General features: G+C 40.8%; 15 protein-coding genes. 10 read left to right on the top strand and 5 right to left on the bottom strand.

Annotation, left to right across the window (positions count from 1 at the left end; translation table 11 throughout):
• Positions 1-340 precede the first annotated feature (340 nt).
• Both H5163_RS01600 and H5163_RS01605 read left to right on the top strand, forming a co-directional pair.
• Positions 341-1,207, top strand: coding sequence for a DUF6279 family lipoprotein (locus H5163_RS01600; protein ID WP_182734102.1), 867 nt, complete (start codon positions 341-343; stop codon positions 1,205-1,207).
• 129 nt (positions 1,208-1,336) lie between these two features.
• The gene (locus tag H5163_RS01605) at positions 1,337-2,374 is read left to right on the top strand and encodes a GGDEF domain-containing protein (protein WP_182734103.1); all 1,038 of its coding nucleotides are present in this window, start codon (positions 1,337-1,339) and stop codon (positions 2,372-2,374) included.
• Here the strand turns inward: H5163_RS01605 and H5163_RS01610 are convergent.
• The gene (locus H5163_RS01610) at positions 2,371-3,315 is read right to left on the bottom strand and encodes a LysR family transcriptional regulator (protein ID WP_145236132.1); all 945 of its coding nucleotides are present in this window, start codon (positions 3,313-3,315) and stop codon (positions 2,371-2,373) included. The two genes, H5163_RS01605 and H5163_RS01610, sit on opposite strands and share 4 nt — an antisense overlap.
• Positions 3,316-3,433: 118 nt before the next feature.
• Between H5163_RS01610 and H5163_RS01615 the strand changes: the two genes are divergently transcribed.
• From H5163_RS01615 to H5163_RS01645, 7 genes are all read left to right on the top strand, one after another.
• Positions 3,434-4,600, top strand: coding sequence for an efflux RND transporter periplasmic adaptor subunit (locus H5163_RS01615; RefSeq protein ID WP_149980115.1), 1,167 nt, complete (start codon positions 3,434-3,436; stop codon positions 4,598-4,600).
• Positions 4,601-4,608: 8 nt separating this feature from the next.
• Positions 4,609-7,764 (top strand): efflux RND transporter permease subunit, encoded by a 3,156-nt coding sequence (locus H5163_RS01620; protein ID WP_182734104.1) that lies wholly within the window; start codon positions 4,609-4,611, stop codon positions 7,762-7,764.
• Positions 7,757-9,133: a TolC family protein gene (locus H5163_RS01625; RefSeq protein WP_182734105.1), complete on the top strand. Its 1,377-nt coding sequence runs from the start codon at positions 7,757-7,759 to the stop codon at positions 9,131-9,133. The genes H5163_RS01620 and H5163_RS01625 overlap by 8 nt, the downstream gene beginning before the upstream one ends.
• Before the next feature lie 17 nt (positions 9,134-9,150).
• A complete protein-coding gene (locus tag H5163_RS01630; RefSeq protein ID WP_182732503.1) occupies positions 9,151-10,176 on the top strand; it encodes a zinc-binding dehydrogenase in 1,026 nt (341 codons plus the stop codon).
• 84 nt (positions 10,177-10,260) lie between these two features.
• Positions 10,261-10,665 carry an NUDIX hydrolase gene (locus tag H5163_RS01635; protein ID WP_182734106.1) on the top strand — a complete coding sequence of 135 codons (405 nt, stop codon included), beginning with the start codon at positions 10,261-10,263 and terminating at the stop codon, positions 10,663-10,665.
• Between the two features lie 41 nt (positions 10,666-10,706).
• The gene (locus tag H5163_RS01640) at positions 10,707-11,039 is read left to right on the top strand and encodes a GNAT family N-acetyltransferase (protein ID WP_182734107.1); all 333 of its coding nucleotides are present in this window, start codon (positions 10,707-10,709) and stop codon (positions 11,037-11,039) included.
• A gap of 213 nt (positions 11,040-11,252) precedes the next feature.
• Complete coding sequence (locus H5163_RS01645) at positions 11,253-11,456, top strand: GNAT family N-acetyltransferase (protein ID WP_182734108.1); 204 nt, start codon at positions 11,253-11,255, stop codon at positions 11,454-11,456.
• Here H5163_RS01645 and H5163_RS01650 read toward each other — a convergent pair.
• The 3 genes from H5163_RS01650 to H5163_RS01660 are packed head-to-tail and all read right to left on the bottom strand — an operon-like array spanning position 11,443 to position 14,957.
• The gene (locus H5163_RS01650; RefSeq protein WP_182732506.1) at positions 11,443-12,066 is read right to left on the bottom strand and encodes a membrane integrity-associated transporter subunit PqiC; all 624 of its coding nucleotides are present in this window, start codon (positions 12,064-12,066) and stop codon (positions 11,443-11,445) included. The genes H5163_RS01645 and H5163_RS01650 overlap by 14 nt on opposite strands.
• A complete protein-coding gene (pqiB, locus tag H5163_RS01655) occupies positions 12,066-13,721 on the bottom strand; it encodes an intermembrane transport protein PqiB (RefSeq protein ID WP_182734109.1) in 1,656 nt (551 codons plus the stop codon). Before pqiB ends, H5163_RS01650 begins: the two co-directional genes overlap by 1 nt.
• A 9-nt stretch (positions 13,722-13,730) precedes the next feature.
• On the bottom strand, positions 13,731-14,957 hold the full coding sequence (locus H5163_RS01660; protein ID WP_149980384.1) for a paraquat-inducible protein A: 1,227 nt from the start codon (positions 14,955-14,957) through the stop codon (positions 13,731-13,733).
• Between the two features lie 149 nt (positions 14,958-15,106).
• Between H5163_RS01660 and H5163_RS01665 the strand changes: the two genes are divergently transcribed.
• Positions 15,107-15,883 (top strand): ABC transporter substrate-binding protein, encoded by a 777-nt coding sequence (locus H5163_RS01665; RefSeq protein WP_145236099.1) that lies wholly within the window; start codon positions 15,107-15,109, stop codon positions 15,881-15,883.
• Here H5163_RS01665 and H5163_RS01670 read toward each other — a convergent pair.
• Complete coding sequence (locus H5163_RS01670; RefSeq protein WP_145236096.1) at positions 15,872-16,687, bottom strand: thioesterase family protein; 816 nt, start codon at positions 16,685-16,687, stop codon at positions 15,872-15,874. The two genes, H5163_RS01665 and H5163_RS01670, sit on opposite strands and share 12 nt — an antisense overlap.
• Between the last annotated feature and the right edge of the window lie 215 nt (positions 16,688-16,902).

Genomic DNA, 16,902 nt, shown 5'->3' on the forward strand with positions numbered 1-16,902 from the left:
TGAGTGTGATCTTTTAATTATATTACTTGGGTCGAGTAAGTAATATGCTCGAAGCGTCACCATCTTCATCAACAACTTTGTACTAAAGGGGCCCAGCATCCTTACTGGTCGATCTTCCCTAGGGCACTGAGGTCGGTACGTTCAATTCTTACAAGAAGCGCAAACGTGTCGTGTTGGGCTGCTTGGTGTTGATGCGATCGATTATTACTTGTATTTGAATGTGCGTCAATGGCTAAATGATAATTATTTCCATTTGTTCGGTTTTATTTTAATCCCCTCATTTACATAATGCGCTAAGTTGATTAACGTAGTGCTATAAAGAACCGTAAGAAAAATAAAAATGTCTATAAAAAACATGTGCTTGAATTATAAATCCGCAGTAGTTGGTGTGTTTCTATTAGCTCTGACTGGATGCTCAGCTACATTTACCTACAATAATATAGGCTGGTTATCGGCGTTTTGGATTGATGACTACGTTGATTTATCGAAGCAGCAAAGCAAACAAGCTAAAGACTTAATTAAGAAAAGTCGGGATTGGCATCGTAAGACGCAATTACCTTTGTATCGACAGGATCTGTTGGCATTACAAAAGCTACTTGATGAAGACCCTTCAGAGCAAGCATTATTAACGTATTTTCAAGGCTTTAAAACACATTGGCAATCGTTAGTTATGTATGTAAGAGACGATCTTATTGAACTTGCTATTGGTTTATCCACGGAGCAAAGAGAAGAATTTGTTGCTGTCATTGCAGAGGATATAACAACAGAAAGTGACGAGTATAATGAACAAACCCCAACACAGCGTGAGCAAGATCGCCTTGAACGTCAGTTAGATACTTATAAACAGTGGCTTGGTAAACTGAGTGAACAACAAGTGTCTTTGATCACCCAAGCGAACAGCGAATTTCAAGCAACATTTTTATTAAGGCAAGCTTACAAGCAAACTCGGCTGGATAAATTCAAACAGGTATTTTTTGATAGCCAACTTAGCCGCGATCAGTTTATTAGCCAATTATCAGCTGTCATTACTGAGCGAGAGGTGTTTATGAGTGACGAATTAATTCGCTTAGATGCTGAAAATTCAAAGCGCTATGCGCGTTTACTTGTGAGTTTAAGAGCCACGTTGACAGCAAAACAGCGCCAGCATGCTAATGCTGAGTTCTCCGATATGTTAGAAGATATAGAACAATTAATTAATGATGAATAGGCTGTTAGTTGCTAAGATCTTAATTTTAAAAATTTTTTATAAAAATGAATATATCAAAAACAAATAGAGCTTGTACTCTTTCAATTAACCGTTAGACTGACTTTTTTTCGCTCGAATTAAAGTTAATCAATGGATATCGCAGCCTTAGATAGCGCTCAAGTATTACGTGAAAATTTACTGAAATGGATTTGTTTCTGTTTCGGAATTTTAGCGAGTGTTTTTACCTATTTTAATCTTTTTATTAATGACTTTTACTCATTAGGGATTTTAGAAGGGGTTTTTGCTATTTATTGTTTTTATACTTTTAACTATGCTCGGACACGAAAATTTCAGACTTGGCAGCCGTTATTATTGTGCCTTTGTATTATGCTATTAGTAATCTTGGGCACTTACCTTGCTGTTGTTAAGAGTGGCCTGTTCGTCTGGACTTTTACTTTACCTATATTATTTTATTTATTGTTAGGTTGTAAGTGTGGTTTTTACCTATCGTTGTTATTAGTGTGTGTACAAACGGCTGTGTTTATTAGTAAACCCTCCTTAGCACCATTTTCAGAGCTTAACCTGTACCTAAATATGAGTTTTAGCTATGTGATAGTTTGGGTTACTGCGCATATTTTTGAAGCGAGCCGAGCACAATTTTCAGAGCGACTAGAAAACCTTGCCTTGCTAGATCCGCTGACAAACACCGGCAACCGTTTAGCAATGAACCATTACTTTGAAGTTGAGTTGGTAGACAAAATTAATTTATTTATTATGGTGCTAGATCTTGATTACTTTAAAAAAGTAAATGACGAATTTGGTCATGATGTGGGCGATCAAGTTCTGGTTGAAATTGCCACTATATTAAGAGAAACACTTAACAAGGGGCGAGTTTTTCGTACTGGCGGCGAAGAGTTTGCACTGTTCATTCCTGATTCAAATCAACAAGAGTCTTATCAAATTGCTGAAAATATCAGAGTCGGTTTGCAAAGTACGGCTATCAATGTTGGTGCGCGTGAAATAAGTTTAACAGCAAGTATCGGTTTAGCTGCTTATCGTGATGGCGATAGCCTAAAACAAGCGATTAAAGCAGCAGATGAGCAACTTTATTATGCAAAAAAACATGGTCGAAACAATGTTTATTTTGACTCGCAGAAATACTCAGCAAAACTAGAACAGGTTTCTTAACCTAGATACATGTGCTCGAAACCGGGAATGTTACTTTCCCAAAGTGGTGTTTCTTTACCTAAGTGATCACGTATCGCATCAAAAAATAACCGTGTTCTTACAGGTAAATCACGGTGTGGATATACCGCGTACATCGCACTGTATTCTTGTAATTTGATGTCTGTTAATAAGGGCACTAAACGTCCTTGCTTTATTTCATCATTAATAATAAATGCTGGCGCGAGCACATAGGTTGTTCCAGAAAGCGTTTTATCGAGCAGTACCTCGGCATCATTGGCTCTAAACACACTCTTAATTTTTTGCTCTTGCGGTAGACCATATTGATCTACATAACGAATACCCTCAACGCGCAACGAAGTGCTGGAATAACTGGCTGCGGGTAAATCAATTAAGTCCTCTATTTTACTTGGCAATCCATACGTTTGAATAAACTCAGGTGCGGCTAATATTAGTAATCTATTGCGCGCAATTTTACGTGCGATCAGTGATGAGTCTTTTGGCTCACCGACCCGAAAAGCAAGATCAAAGCCTTCAGATACCAGATCAACTAACTTATCATCGAGTCTTAGTTCAACTTCTACTTGCGGGAAGCGTTTTTGAAAATCATTAATTACAGGTTGTAGATAACGCCTGCCGATAATGGTTGATGAAGTGATTTTTAATACACCGCGTGGCTCTTGGTGATAATTCTCGGCTAAACGTACAGTTTCACCTAGTAGTTGCCTCAACTCACTGGCCTTTTTAATCATTTCGGCCCCTGCAGCTGTCAGTGAAAATGAGCGGGTGGTGCGGTTCAGTAAACGTACTCCTAAATCATCTTCGAGACGACTTATTTGTTTTGAGATCACTGAACGATCAATATTACGGGTTTCTGCTGCTTTAGCGAATGAGCCTCGCTCAACGACTTCTAACAACATCAATAAGCGACTTGTGGTATCCATTAATTACTCACCAATATTTAATTGATGCCATATTGGCATTAATGAATTTAAAAATCTATGGTTTTTGTCCACAACAATGTTCCGTAACATAGAAAAATACACTAAATGGAGCGTCGTCATGAACAAACACTTAATAGCTATTGCAGTTTTAGGGGCATCACTTGCCCTCACCGGTTGTGCAGAAGAGCCTGCTCAACAGAGCAATCAACCACATCTTCAACCAATAGATGTTGCCTCAGTGATCATTAAGCCAGTGCAAAACTGGCACACCTACACTACGCGTTTAGAAGCGCCGGAAGAAGTATCACTTATGCCACGTGTTGCCGGAGTTATTGAGCATATTGCGTTTAATGAGGGCGACGAGGTTAAACAGGGTGACTTACTGTTTAAACTTGACGCTCGCCCATATGCTGCGGTTGTAGCAAGTTTAGAGGCACAAGTAGTCAGTGCTGAAGCCGCTTTATCGCAAGCGCAAAGTGAAGCTAAAAGAGCGGTGCGATTAACCGAGCGAAAAGCGATTTCAACAGAGCAAGCGGAATCACGTACGTCAACGTTACGCCAACGTGAAGCACAACTTGCGGCCTTAAAAGCCCAGCTAATTGCAGCTAATTTAGATTTAGAATTTACAGATATACGTTCACCCATTGATGGTGTGATCTCGCGTGCAAATATTACCAAAGGTAATAATGTGCTTGCAGGGCAAAGTGTACTGACTTCAATCGTATCGAATCAAACTATGTATGCTTACTTTGATGTTGATGAACGTACTTGGAATAGTTCATTTGATGAAGTAACCGCCGCTGCTCATCAGCAAGTAGTCATGCAAAAAGTTGGTCAAAATGGCTTTGCACACACCGGTTATATCGACTTTATTGATAATCAAATCAATGCGGCAACAGGTACTTTGCGAGTTCGTGCACGATTTGATGAAAATACCGCCTTACGCGCCGGTTCATTTGCACGTATTAAGTTAGCGGCCAATGACGTTACAGAGCAAGTTATTGTGCCTGATAGAGCAATTGGCACCGATTTGAAAAATCGCTTTGTGCTCACTGTAGGTGAAGGCAATATTCTTGAATATAAACTGGTTACAACCGGTGAGCGCTATGGCAGTTTTCGCGCTATTACCTCGGGCTTAAAAGCTGGCGATGTGATTGCGGTTAATGGTCCTGCGCGTGTTGGACCTGGCATGCCGATTTCACCTAATACAGTGACCCTAGACACCACCGGTGTTGCTTTTACGTTATCGCCAACGGCGCAGCACACACTTATGGCTAAGAAGTAGGACGAATAATGAAATTTTCTCACTTTTTTATTCAACGACCGATATTTGCAGCCATGCTGTCATTGGTGATTTTAATTGCCGGTGGTATTTCGTTGTTTCAACTGCCGGTCAGTGAGTATCCTGAAGTTGTTCCGCCGACAGTTGTGGTAACTGCGAACTACCCAGGAGCAAATCCAACCGTAATAGCACAAACTGTGGCCACTCCATTGGAGCAAGAGATCAATGGTACTGAAAACATGTTGTATATGTTTTCCCAGGCGACCAGTGATGGGCGTATGACACTGACGGTAACGTTTTCATTGGGAACGGATTTAGATCGTGCGCAAGTACAAGTACAAAATCGGGTTAACAGTGCTTTGCCGCGACTACCACAAGAAGTGCAGCGCTTAGGCGTCGTCGCTGAAAAATCATCACCGGATCTAACCATGGTGGTGCACTTATTCTCACCGGAAAAAACACATGATACAGCGTATCTATCTAATTACGCTGACTTATATGTGAAAGACCAAATTGCACGTTTGAGTGGCGTAGGCGATGTAAAATTATTTGGTGGTGGTCAATATTCAATGCGAGTGTGGCTTAATCCCGATGCATTAGCGGCACGAGAATTAACCGCAATGGACGTCGTCAACGCATTGCGTGCGCAAAACCAACAAGTTGCAGCGGGTAGCTTAGGTGCACAACCTGCTTCAACAGACAGTCAATTTCAAATATTGTTAAATGTAAAAGGACGCTTAAACAGTATTGAAGAGTTTCAGCAAGTGATCATTAAAGTGGGTGAACAAGGTCAATTAACACGTCTAAGCGATGTTGCACGTGTCGATTTAGGCCAAAATACTTACTCACTTAGAGCTGAACTTGATAATCAACCAGCGCTGGCGATGCCGATATTTCAACGTCCTGGCTCTAATGCGATTGAGCTTTCAGATCAAGTACGCGAAACCATGGCGCGTTTATCGAAAGATTTTCCAGCTGGTGTTGAGTACGACATTGTCTACGACCCTACGGTATTTGTTCGCGGCTCGATTGATGCGGTGATCAAAACGTTACTTGAAGCTATCGCGTTAGTGGTAATTGTAGTGGTGTTATTTTTACAAACCTGGCGTGCTTCGATTATTCCACTAATAGCTGTGCCAGTTTCACTGATTGGTACTTTTGCGGTGATGCAGTGGTTAGGGGTCTCGATCAATACGCTGTCGTTATTTGGTTTAGTACTTGCCATAGGTATTGTGGTCGATGATGCTATTGTGGTGGTCGAAAACGTTGAACGTAACATTGAACAAGGTTTATCACCTCTGGAAGCAACGCGCGTGGCGATGACTGAAGTGACAGGGCCTATAATCGCGATTGCGTTAGTGTTGTGTGCAGTGTTTATTCCTACCGCGTTTATTAGTGGTTTATCAGGTCAATTTTATAAACAGTTTGCGTTAACTATTACTATTTCAACGGTTATCTCAGCATTTAACTCATTAACTTTATCACCGGCGTTGGCGGCACTATTACTTAAAAGCCATGATGCTAAACCGGATGCGCTGACGCGTTTATTAAATCGTTTATTTGGTCGCTGGTTATTTGCACCCTTTAATCGAGTATTTGACCGTGGCGCCAAAGGCTATCAAAAGCTGGTACAAAAACTAATGCGCATGAGCGTGGTAGTGGTGATTGCATACGTGGTTTTATTAGGCGGAACAATTAAGCTATTTGATGCCGTGCCGGGTGGTTTTATTCCTGCACAAGATAAGCAGTATTTAGTTGCGATAGCACAATTACCTGATGCAGCGAGTTTAGACCGTACTCAAGATGTGGTTAGGCAAATGCAAGAAATTGCACTGCAAGTACCAGGGGTTGCTCACACAGTTGCCTTTCCTGGCTTGTCGGTAAATGGTTTTACTAACAGTCCTAATAGCGCCATTGTATTTACACCGCTAGAAGCCTTTAGTGAGCGAAGCGATCCTAGTAAATCGGCGATGGCTATTGCGGCACAGTTAAACCAGCGTTTTAGTGCCATTGATGAAGCATTTGTGGCTGTATTCCCACCGCCGCCAATTCAAGGTTTAGGCACCACGGGTGGGTTTAAACTGCAAATTGAAGATCGCGGTAATAAAGGCTTTGAAACACTATTTAACAGTTTGCAAACGGTGATTACTAAAGCTCAGCAAGATCCTGCGTTAATGGGGCTCTATTCAAGTTTTAGAATTCAAGTACCACAAATGGATATTGATATCGACCGAGAGCAAGCACTTATTCAAGGTATTCCATTGGATGAAGTATTTAATGCGTTGCAAGTGTATTTGGGCTCAATGTACGTTAATGACTTTAATTTATTTGGCCGTACGTACCAAGTTAATGCCCAAGCTGATGCTGATTTCCGCCTTGATCCAGAACAAATATTGAATCTAAAAGTGCGCAATAACCAAGGGAATATGGTGCCATTAGGCTCGGTATTAACGGCAACGCCTACAACAGGTCCTGATCGAGTGATGCATTACAATGGTTACCCAAGTGCAGAGCTTAATGGTAGTCCAGCGCCTGGTTACAGTTCAGATCAAGCACAGCAAGCAATTGAGCTGATCTTGGCTGATAATTTACCTACGGGTATTGAGTACGAATGGACCGAAGTTACTTTTCAGCAAATTCTAGCGGGTAATACCATGGTCTACGTATTCCCATTAGTGGTGTTATTAGTGTTCATGGTATTGGCTGCGCAGTATGAAAGCTTACGTCTCCCACTGGCTATTATTCTTATTGTACCAATGACAATATTCTCAGCATTAATGGGTGTATGGTTGGTTGGCGCTGATAATAATATTTTCACGCAAATAGCATTGATTGTATTGGTTGCCTTGGCTTCTAAAAATGCCATTTTAATGGTGGAGTTTGCACGTGATAAAAATAACCATGGGTTGAGTCATTTTGACGCTATTTTAGAAGCTTGTCGGATGCGTTTACGACCTATCTTAATGACGTCAATTGCCTTTACTGCGGGTGTCATTCCCTTAGTATTAGCAACGGGAGCTGGAGCAGAAATGCGCCATGCAATGGGCAACGCAGTGTTCTCGGGTATGATTGGTGTAACCGTGTTTGGTTTATTATTTACCCCTGTATTTTATATTTTGGTAACTAAAACCCGTAAAGTGACTACGCAGGAGCAAATTAATGAGTAAGTATAAGTTAACCGCTCTTGTTGTGGCGGGTTTATTAAGTGGCTGCGCCAGTAAAATTGATGAGCAGCAACAGCAAAATCAGCTACAAGAATTTGTTGCAACAACACAAATCGCAGCACAATTACAAGGTCAAGATGAGCTTAACTGGTGGCAACAATTAAATTCAACCCAGTTAAATAATCTTGTGATCAGTGCGCGCGCTAATAATCATGATTTGCACACTAGTCAGTTGCAGTTACAAAGCGCGCTTGCTCGTTTAGGTGGGCAAAAAGCACAGTATCTTCCCCAAGGTGCAGTGGCAGTTGATGCCACTCGCTCAAGTACTGGTAACGTTAACACGCGTCAATCGGAAGCCAATGTTAACCTTGATTGGCAACTTGATTTATTTGGTAAAGTAACTGCGCTTGTTGATGCTGCGAATGCAGGGGCAATGAGTCAAGCGGAACAATTGCGCGCTTTGCATATTGAAGTTGTTACCTCTGTGGTAAAAGGGTTTGTCAGTTTTCAAGGTAATAAGCAAAAACAGCAGATCATTAACCTACAAATTGAAGCATTAGAGCAAAGTATTGCGGTTCTGCGGGCTCGCGTTGAGGAAGGGGTCGCTAATGAGCTTGATTTAAATCGAACCTTAGCACAATTGAAGCAGCAGCAAGCTTTGTTGCCAGATATTGAATACGCGCAATTTCGTGATCTAGCAACGCTTGCGACGTTAACAGGGCAGTTACCTGCTGATCTAACCTTAGTTGATGAGCAAGCGCTGTTTGAGCATGCATTTACTGTAAGTTTAGCCACCCCAAGTGATGCCATTGCACTGCGTCCTGATATTAGCCAAGCATTATTTGAATTTAGCCAAGCTAATTCATTAAGCGTGGCTGCGAGTAAAGCATTATTACCTGATATCAGTTTAACGGCGTTTGCAGGTGTATTGAGCTTAGATAACAACCAGCTTTCTGACACTACGCAGCAATGGCAAGTTGCCCCACGCATTCAGTGGTCATTATTGAGCTACCCTGCGTTATTGGCGCAACGTGATGCTCAGCAATATCTCAGTGAAGCCGCTTACAGCCAATATCAACAAGTGGTGTTAGAGGCATTAGCGCAGAGTGAACTTTCACTGCAGTTATTAGTCAAACAAACTCAACAACTAGGCTATGCCAAAGAACGTTATGAGTTTGCTAATAATGCCTTTTTACAAGCGCAGGCGATGTACCAAGAAGGGCAAATACCTTACTTAGAGTTGTTAGATGCGCGACAGGATGTTTTAATAGCGCAGGAAAATGCAATTGACTCAACGATTTCGTCATTACTTGCTAAAGTAGACACTTACCAAGTATTTAATGGTCGTTGGAGTTATGCGTTAGTTAATTAAGTTAAGTTGAGTTTTTGATGCCACATACTGATCTTTTATCAACAATCCCCGCGACAATGCGTGCGATTGCGTTACTTGAACCTAATGAACAGATTAATTTATCTGAGCTTGAATTGCCGGTGCCTGATGTTGTAGACAACGAATTGTTGATAAAGGTTGAGTATGTTGCGTTGAATCCGGTTGATGCGTATTTTGCTAAACAAGGTTTTTGTAAATGGCACTATCCTCATACCCTAGGCCTTGATGCTGTAGGGTTGGTGGTAAAAGCCACTAAAGGGGTATTTCCAAGTGTCGGTACTCGGGTTATGTGGCATGGTAATGTTGGCGACCATGGGGTGTTATCGCAATACGCTAAAGTCCCTAACTTTGCTGTATCGCAAATTCCTGACAGCGTTACGTTACAGCAAGCCGCGACATTACCCTGCGCAGGGATGTCGGCATTAATAGCTCTTGATAAACTGCAATTAACCGAAGGTGATTCACTTTTAATTGAAGCTGGTGCGGGGGCCGTCGGTCAGTTCGCCATTCAATTTGCCAAACAACGTGGTGCTACGGTATTTACCACCGCGAGCAAACGCAACCATAAGCTTGTTAAACAATTGGGTGCTGATGTGGTGTTTGATTACAACGATAAAACGCTTAGCGATAAAATTCGTAAAGAACTTGGTCCACAAGGCTTTGATGCAGTGCTCGATTCGATTGGTGGTGAAACCACGGTACGTAATGTTGAATTAATGCGTTTTTGTGGCCGTATTGCGTGCTTAAATCCACTGCCTAAGTTTGAGCAGGAGCTGATGTTCAGACGTGCGCCAAATATAGGTATTGTTTCTTTAGGTGGAGCGTGGTTAGCAAACAGTTTATGTGCTCAGCAAAAAATGAGTTTTATGGGCAATTTATTGCTAGACAATTTAGCCAGTGGCAGTATCAAAATACCGCAGATTATTGAGGTTGAATTTAACGCCAGTAGTATTTCACAGGCGCTGAATAAACAAATTGCTGGTGGCTTTACCGGAAAGCAGGTAGTGAAAATTAGCCATGATTAATTATTAACCGTGATTCATAATCTTTAAGCCTCGCAATTGCGGGGCTTTTTGTTATTGTTTAAGATTATCAACTTAGAGGGAAACATGGCATTTACAGATTTTTATCGACTCAGCGCCCATGGGGTGATCACTAATGCCAGCGGGGAGGTTTTGCTGCTAAAGGCAAGCTATGGTGAGCTAAGCTGGGGATTACCTGGTGGCGCCTTAGATGTCGGTGAAACTGTACATCAAGCACTCATACGCGAATGCCAAGAAGAGCTCGGCTGTGAAGTGAAAATTGAACACTTAACCGGTATTTATTATCACAAAGCGTTTAATTCTAATGCTTTTATTTTTAGAGTTAGTTTGTTAAAAGATGCTGTGATCACGCTCAGCGATGAACACTTAGCACATCGTTATAATAAATTGTCGGAGCTTTCCAAGGTTCAACAACATAGAGTCGCAGCCTGTTTAAATTATACCGGTACAGTTGATAGTGCTGCATTTTAATTTAGCTTAAACGATCACTATCATTAATAGGAAAACGAGATATGAATACGCAACGTTTAATTCTTCGCCATGGCCAGCTAAGTGATGCGTCGTTTATCTTGAGTTTATTAAATCAGCCGAGTTTTTATCGTTATATTGCTGATAAAGGCATTTATACCAAACAACAAGCCGAAGATTATTTACAAAAAACCTTTATTGATGGCCACCAACAGCAAGGTTTTGGACCTTATATTGTGGCAAATAAACAAGGCATTGCCATGGGCATGGTGGGCTTGTTCCAACGAGAAGCACTAGCAGTGCCTGATATAGGCTTTGCCTTTTTAGAGCATGATATACCCAAACCACCTCAATATGCGAGTTTCAGTTGGAATTAAAAACGATTTAGGCAAGGCATTGATTGCCAATAATAGTGGTTCTATTGTTAAAATCAATAACGCAGTATAAATCGTTTTTAAACCAACCCGTTGGGCGTTTCACAGGAACTTACTCTCATCGTTGTTACTTTTTAAAAGGGACTGCCATTGTTGCAAAGTAACGCCTTGATATTAAGCCCCTGTGAAACGCTGAATTCTGCATCTTGAGGTAGTTTGGGTATAGGGCAAGGATATGCGTATGAAGCGGCTGCAAAACTATTACACGCGTATCAAGGTAAGTTCAGCTACATTGCCGCGATAGCCGATGCTGACAATACCGCTTCGCATGGATTATTAAATAAACTCGGGTTTGGGTATATAGGCAAAGCAGTGCTTAATAATGATGGCACTGCTTTAGTGGTGTTTATTCTTGAATAAGAACGCTCAGGGTGGTTGCTACCTGTTGATTAATATTCTGCCAGTTTTGCTCTAAGCTTTCGACAAGGCCTTCGTAGTCATCACCAGTTAAAGGGTTAACCTCACTAAAATAATGAATTGCTTTTAAAGAGCGGCCACTTTCAAACGACGTATAATACAGGCGCCACAAACCAGAAATATCCGCATTACCTTGGTTATCACCATTGAAATGATGTAGCTCATATTCTAATTCATAATAACTTTGCTGATCTTTGTCTGTTATAACAGGTAATCCTTTGACCACCATCCAGTTATCAAGCGTGGTAAATAATGTTTGATGGGCGCTTGCTGTTAGCATTTGATCTGGCGCTTCACTCCATAAGTGATAATTAGCAGCATTGACCTGATTATTATCCATTTTCATTGCAATACCACGGTTATTTAATGCGCCTCGTAAACTTACTGTATTGATCCGTAATTGAGCTGATGTGTCAGTGCTACTGCGCTGCATTGGTTTAATACTTTGCTCAAACTGGTAGTATTTAACGGGTGCATTAAGTGATTGGCTACAACCTGATAATAATAGCACCCCAATAACAGCAAAAAATTGTATACGTAAAAATGTCCGCATTATTGTTTCCTCGGCGTTGGATCGGCAGGCAATGATTTATCAAAAATAAACATATTTGGTTGCTCATTTAAGCCACGCGAGAGTGGCTGTAGCTCTTCACTTAAACGCTTAAACTCTGAGAGTGTTTGTTGTAATTGCTGATGAAATGAGGAGCCTTGTTGATAACTGGCCATGGTTTTTTCAAACTGTTTCATGGTGACATCAAATTGCTGCATACTTTTTGTCATTTCAGCAAAATTACGATTAATATCACCGGGTAAATTTTGGGTATCTTGTTTACTTAACAATGTACGCATTTCATTCGCCAGCGCTTGGTAATCAGCAAACGCGGAATCAATTTGCGCTAAGCTGTCTTCAATTTTTAAATTATTTACTTTATTTAATACGTCAGACACTTGATCTGCTAATACGGTAATGCCACTGGAGACACTCGGAAATACTTGATATTGAGACAGTGTTTCTAACTTAGCAGCTGGGGCATCGTGGTAGATATCAAAATCGACATACACAGCGCCAGTAAGCAAATTGCCTGGTTTTAAAGAAGCGCGCATGCCATTTTTGATCCAACCATCAACACTGCTTTGCCAAAATTGTTTGGCTGAGGCATTGTCATGGTAAATACGGCCATACTCTATTTTTATTAAAGCGGGCACTGCAGTATTATCAGTTCTAAAGTGTGCGGGTTTGCCATCGATCATCACATTCGCAGGTGCTTCTACAACAGTACCTACGCGCATGCCACGATATTCAACCGGTGCGCCGGCACGTAAACCTCGAATAGACTGCTCAAACTCAATTAGGTAATAATCAAAATTATAAAAGCGTTCCTCAAGAGCATCTTTGTAACTATTACTAAGCGAAAAGCTATGACCTTCTTGAGCAAAATCACCCGGCGATTGTTGTTCAGGCAAACCAACCGAGATCCCTCCTTTTAATAACCTGCTTAATGAACCTGTTTTTACATTAATGCCATCGGCAGATAAATCAATTTCAACACCCGTATTGACCCAGAAAATAGAATTTAAGGTGATCAGGTTTTGATAAGGTTCGTTGATGAAAATACCATACTTCATCGCTTGATTCTTCCAATCAAATGTCGCTGTTTCAACTTGACCAATTTTATAATTCTTAAAAAATATACCGGTGCCGACATCCATAACCTCAGCATCATAGCTGAGTAATGAAAAGCGACCGCCTTTGACATCTTTATCAATCAGCGCTGGCTCTTCTTGTAATTTAAAATGCTCTTTTGTTTTACTACTTTCACCTGGTGAAAATTCTAAATATACACCCGATAGTAACGTGCTCATACCGCTGATACCCGTTTCATCAATACGTGGTTTTACTACCCAGATGTTGGCGTCTTCCGTGAGTAAGCCATCATAATGTTTATCAATTTGAGCTCGAGCAATCACACTGTTTTTAGTATCAGAGAGGCGAACGTGATCAATTTGGCCGATTTTCACACTACGTACTTTTATTTCAGTCTTGCCTGCCACTATACCCTCAGCATGAGGCATTGAAATATAAATGGTTGCGCCTTTATTAGCTTGGTATTGGTAAAGCATCCACACACCAACGAGCAAAGCTATAACCGGTATGATCCAAATCGCAGAAATAATAGGTTCTTTTTTTATATTAGCCGTTTCACTCATGCTGTTTCTCTAATTTATGGTCTTTTTATCATTGTTTGGCGAATCCCATAATAGCCGAGGGTCAAACGCGTGTGCTGCAAGCATTTGGCAAATCACCATGATAGTAAAAAATACAGTGCCTAAACCTGGCGTTACTGACATTAAATTTCCTAATTGCACTAAGGCTACTAGAATCGCGACAACAAATACATCGATCATAGACCACTTACCAATAAACTCGGTTAATTGATAGACTTTCGTATAGCCTTTTGTCTGGCCGTTAGCGGGTTTGCTAACCAAAAAGCATAAAAATGTTAAAATGAGCGCTTTAGCTAATGGTACTACTACACTCGCTAAAAAAATGATTAATGCAATAGGGTATGAGCCAGCTTGCCACAGTGTTATTACCCCACCAATTAATGTTGAGGGGGATTCATCCCCCAAACTAGTGGTGTACATTATTGGCAATAAATTTGCCGGAATATAACAGGCAATTGAAGTTATTAACCATGCCGTTGCTTTTTGTACGCTGTGGGGGTTTCTGATATGGGTTTTGCTATTACAGCGAGAACAGTATTCGCTATCGCTTAGTTGATGGCAGACATGACAGGCTCGAATGTTACTATCTATGGCACGATAAGAAAGTTTTGCGGCTGCAATTTCAGCCTGAGGCTGTACTTGATCCCATAATCGAGCACGATTTAAGTGTGCTAATGAGCCAATATAGAAGAGTACAAACGCGGCATAGGCCCAAAAACTAACGCCAAAGCTGACTTCCGCTAGCGACATTATTTTTACCATGCTGACCAATACACCGATTAAAAATATTTCTGACATTATCCATGGCTCTAGCGCTAAGGTGAATTTGAGTAAGCGTCTGGCAATCGTTTGTGGAAGTACTTTAAGTAAGCCTAAATGCAGTGGGATCAAAATAGTGAGTAATGCCATTGGTAAACCAATAATACTAACATCAATAAAAATGCCTAATAAATCGCTGTCGTAATTAAACAAAATACGAGCGGCATCGGGCAAGGTAATCGTCTGTGTAATGCCATTACTACTAAATGAGATAAATGGATAAAACATACTGCTTAGCAGCATGAGTAAAGCACTAATACTGAGTGCTACAATACGGCTGTCATAATTTATATTTGCTGCGCATAGTTTACTGTGACAATGTGGACAGACAGCCATTTGTTTTGCAACTATGTGCGGGATATCAATAATCAAGTCACAATTAGGGCAGGCAGTTTGCAAATTAATAACCACTTAGAAGTATCTTAGATCAAGTTTGCATCAATTATATGCTAAATACAAATGCGAAATTGGTTTAACTAGGCTAGCCTAATAAGAAAGTTGTCATGTAATTTTACAGTTGCTAAAAAGCATCTATCTGTGGGTGGTGAATGAAGTATTTTATAGTGTTTTTTTTTGTTTTATATAGCACTTTTGCATTGAGTTTAGCTGCGCCAAAATCTAGCGACATTATTACCGTTGCGGTAAGCCCTTCTTTGCCTCCTTACGTCTTTAGTGAGGATGATACCGGCTTGCAGTTGCAGATTTTAAAATCTGCGTTTAAAGATCAAGGTATAACAAATCTAGATATAGTCTATATGTCTAATAAACGTGCAGGGCAATCCTTAGAACAAATGAAGGTCGATATTGCGATGAATTATGCGGGGCTCACCACTTCTGCGATTTATCCAAGCCAAAGCTTATTGGCGTATCAAAATGTGGCAATTAGCTTACGTAAAAATAATTTTAAAATTAATACTGTCTATGATCTACTGGGGAAAAGTGTTGTTGCCTTTCAAAACGCCACCGAATTTCTGCCGCCGCCATTTAAAGCATTAACGACTAAATTAAGCGCTTATGAAGAAGTCGTATACCAAGCTGCGCAAGTGGATCATCTAATGAAAGAGTGGGTTGATGTGGTGGTACTAGAAAAACGGGTGTTTTTATATTATCTACAGCAATATAAAGAATCGCACCCAATCAAGCCTATTACTGTACACCCGATATTTCCTGAGGCTCCTCGACCAGCCTATTTTAACAGTAAAGTGTTACAAGAGATTTTTGATATGGGACTTGCCCATATCATTGAAAATGGGCAATACAGTAAAATAATGGCTTTTGATGGCAGTGATTATGCTCAGGTTGTAGAACCAAGCTCAATCAAATAATGCTACGGTTTGGCGGGTAAGCGCAAGCAATTCGCCGGATTGTGACCAAATACAACCATCCTCTAAACCATAGCCATCTTTACAGTGATGAGTTTCTGCTTCAAATCCAAGCCACTCATCGGCTGCCAACTGCGGTGTTTTTACAAACTCTAAATACCACGACATACTGCTGGCGGGCGCTGGTTGGTTAAACATTTGTAATAAAGTAGGCGGCCATGCATCCGTTAAGGCAATAATATGTGCTTCACTAAGTTCTGCTGGCGATTGTTTTAACTTCATCCATCCGCCTAAATGCGACGTTTGGGCTGCTGAAAACGGCATTCCACCTTGCTGAGGGCAAAGCGCGACGTGTTGGAAAAATTCCGGCATGGCACCTGATTTAAATGGCAGTGTGTAACGTTCGTTAACCGGTTTTAGGCTCATTGTTTTTGTCACTGGTACTTCAATGGCTGAATCTCGCGATTTTGCAAAACACGCTTGTACGACCACGCTTACTTGGCCGTCCTGCAACGCTTTTGCCAGTACTTGTGTGCTACTTTTTCCTTCCCGTAAAATTTCAACTGAGAGGGAAAAATCAGTATCTGCTAACAAAGGACCTACAAAATTTGTACTAATAGACAACAAACGACGACTTGGTTCTATTTGTTGACGCATTGCCTGATACAGTAGTGAGGCTGATAAACCGCCAAAAGCAGTTCGACCTTGACACCAGTTTGCAGGAAATTGCATCGTTGCGTGAGCTTGTTCAGAATGGGGCAGCTGGCCTATGAGTGCCGCTTGCTTTAATAGTTGATCAAAATGCATGGTGATCCTTTGAGACATTTTTTAATTATTAGTGATTTTATAACACATAAAAACTCATCAGACCAGATTGTGAAATGGCCCCTAATGATGCAAAAAAAGACAATCCACACATTAATTAGGGTTATTTGCAAAATAAATTACAAAAAAGCACTTTTTTTTCATTTTTACAGTTGAATTAAGTTTGTGGCATCCCTATCTACTAGTCATCGAACGTA

Origin of the sequence: Pseudoalteromonas sp. SG44-8 (assembly GCF_014164125.1) — a bacterium.
GTDB classification, from domain to species: domain Bacteria; phylum Pseudomonadota; class Gammaproteobacteria; order Enterobacterales; family Alteromonadaceae; genus Pseudoalteromonas; species Pseudoalteromonas rhizosphaerae.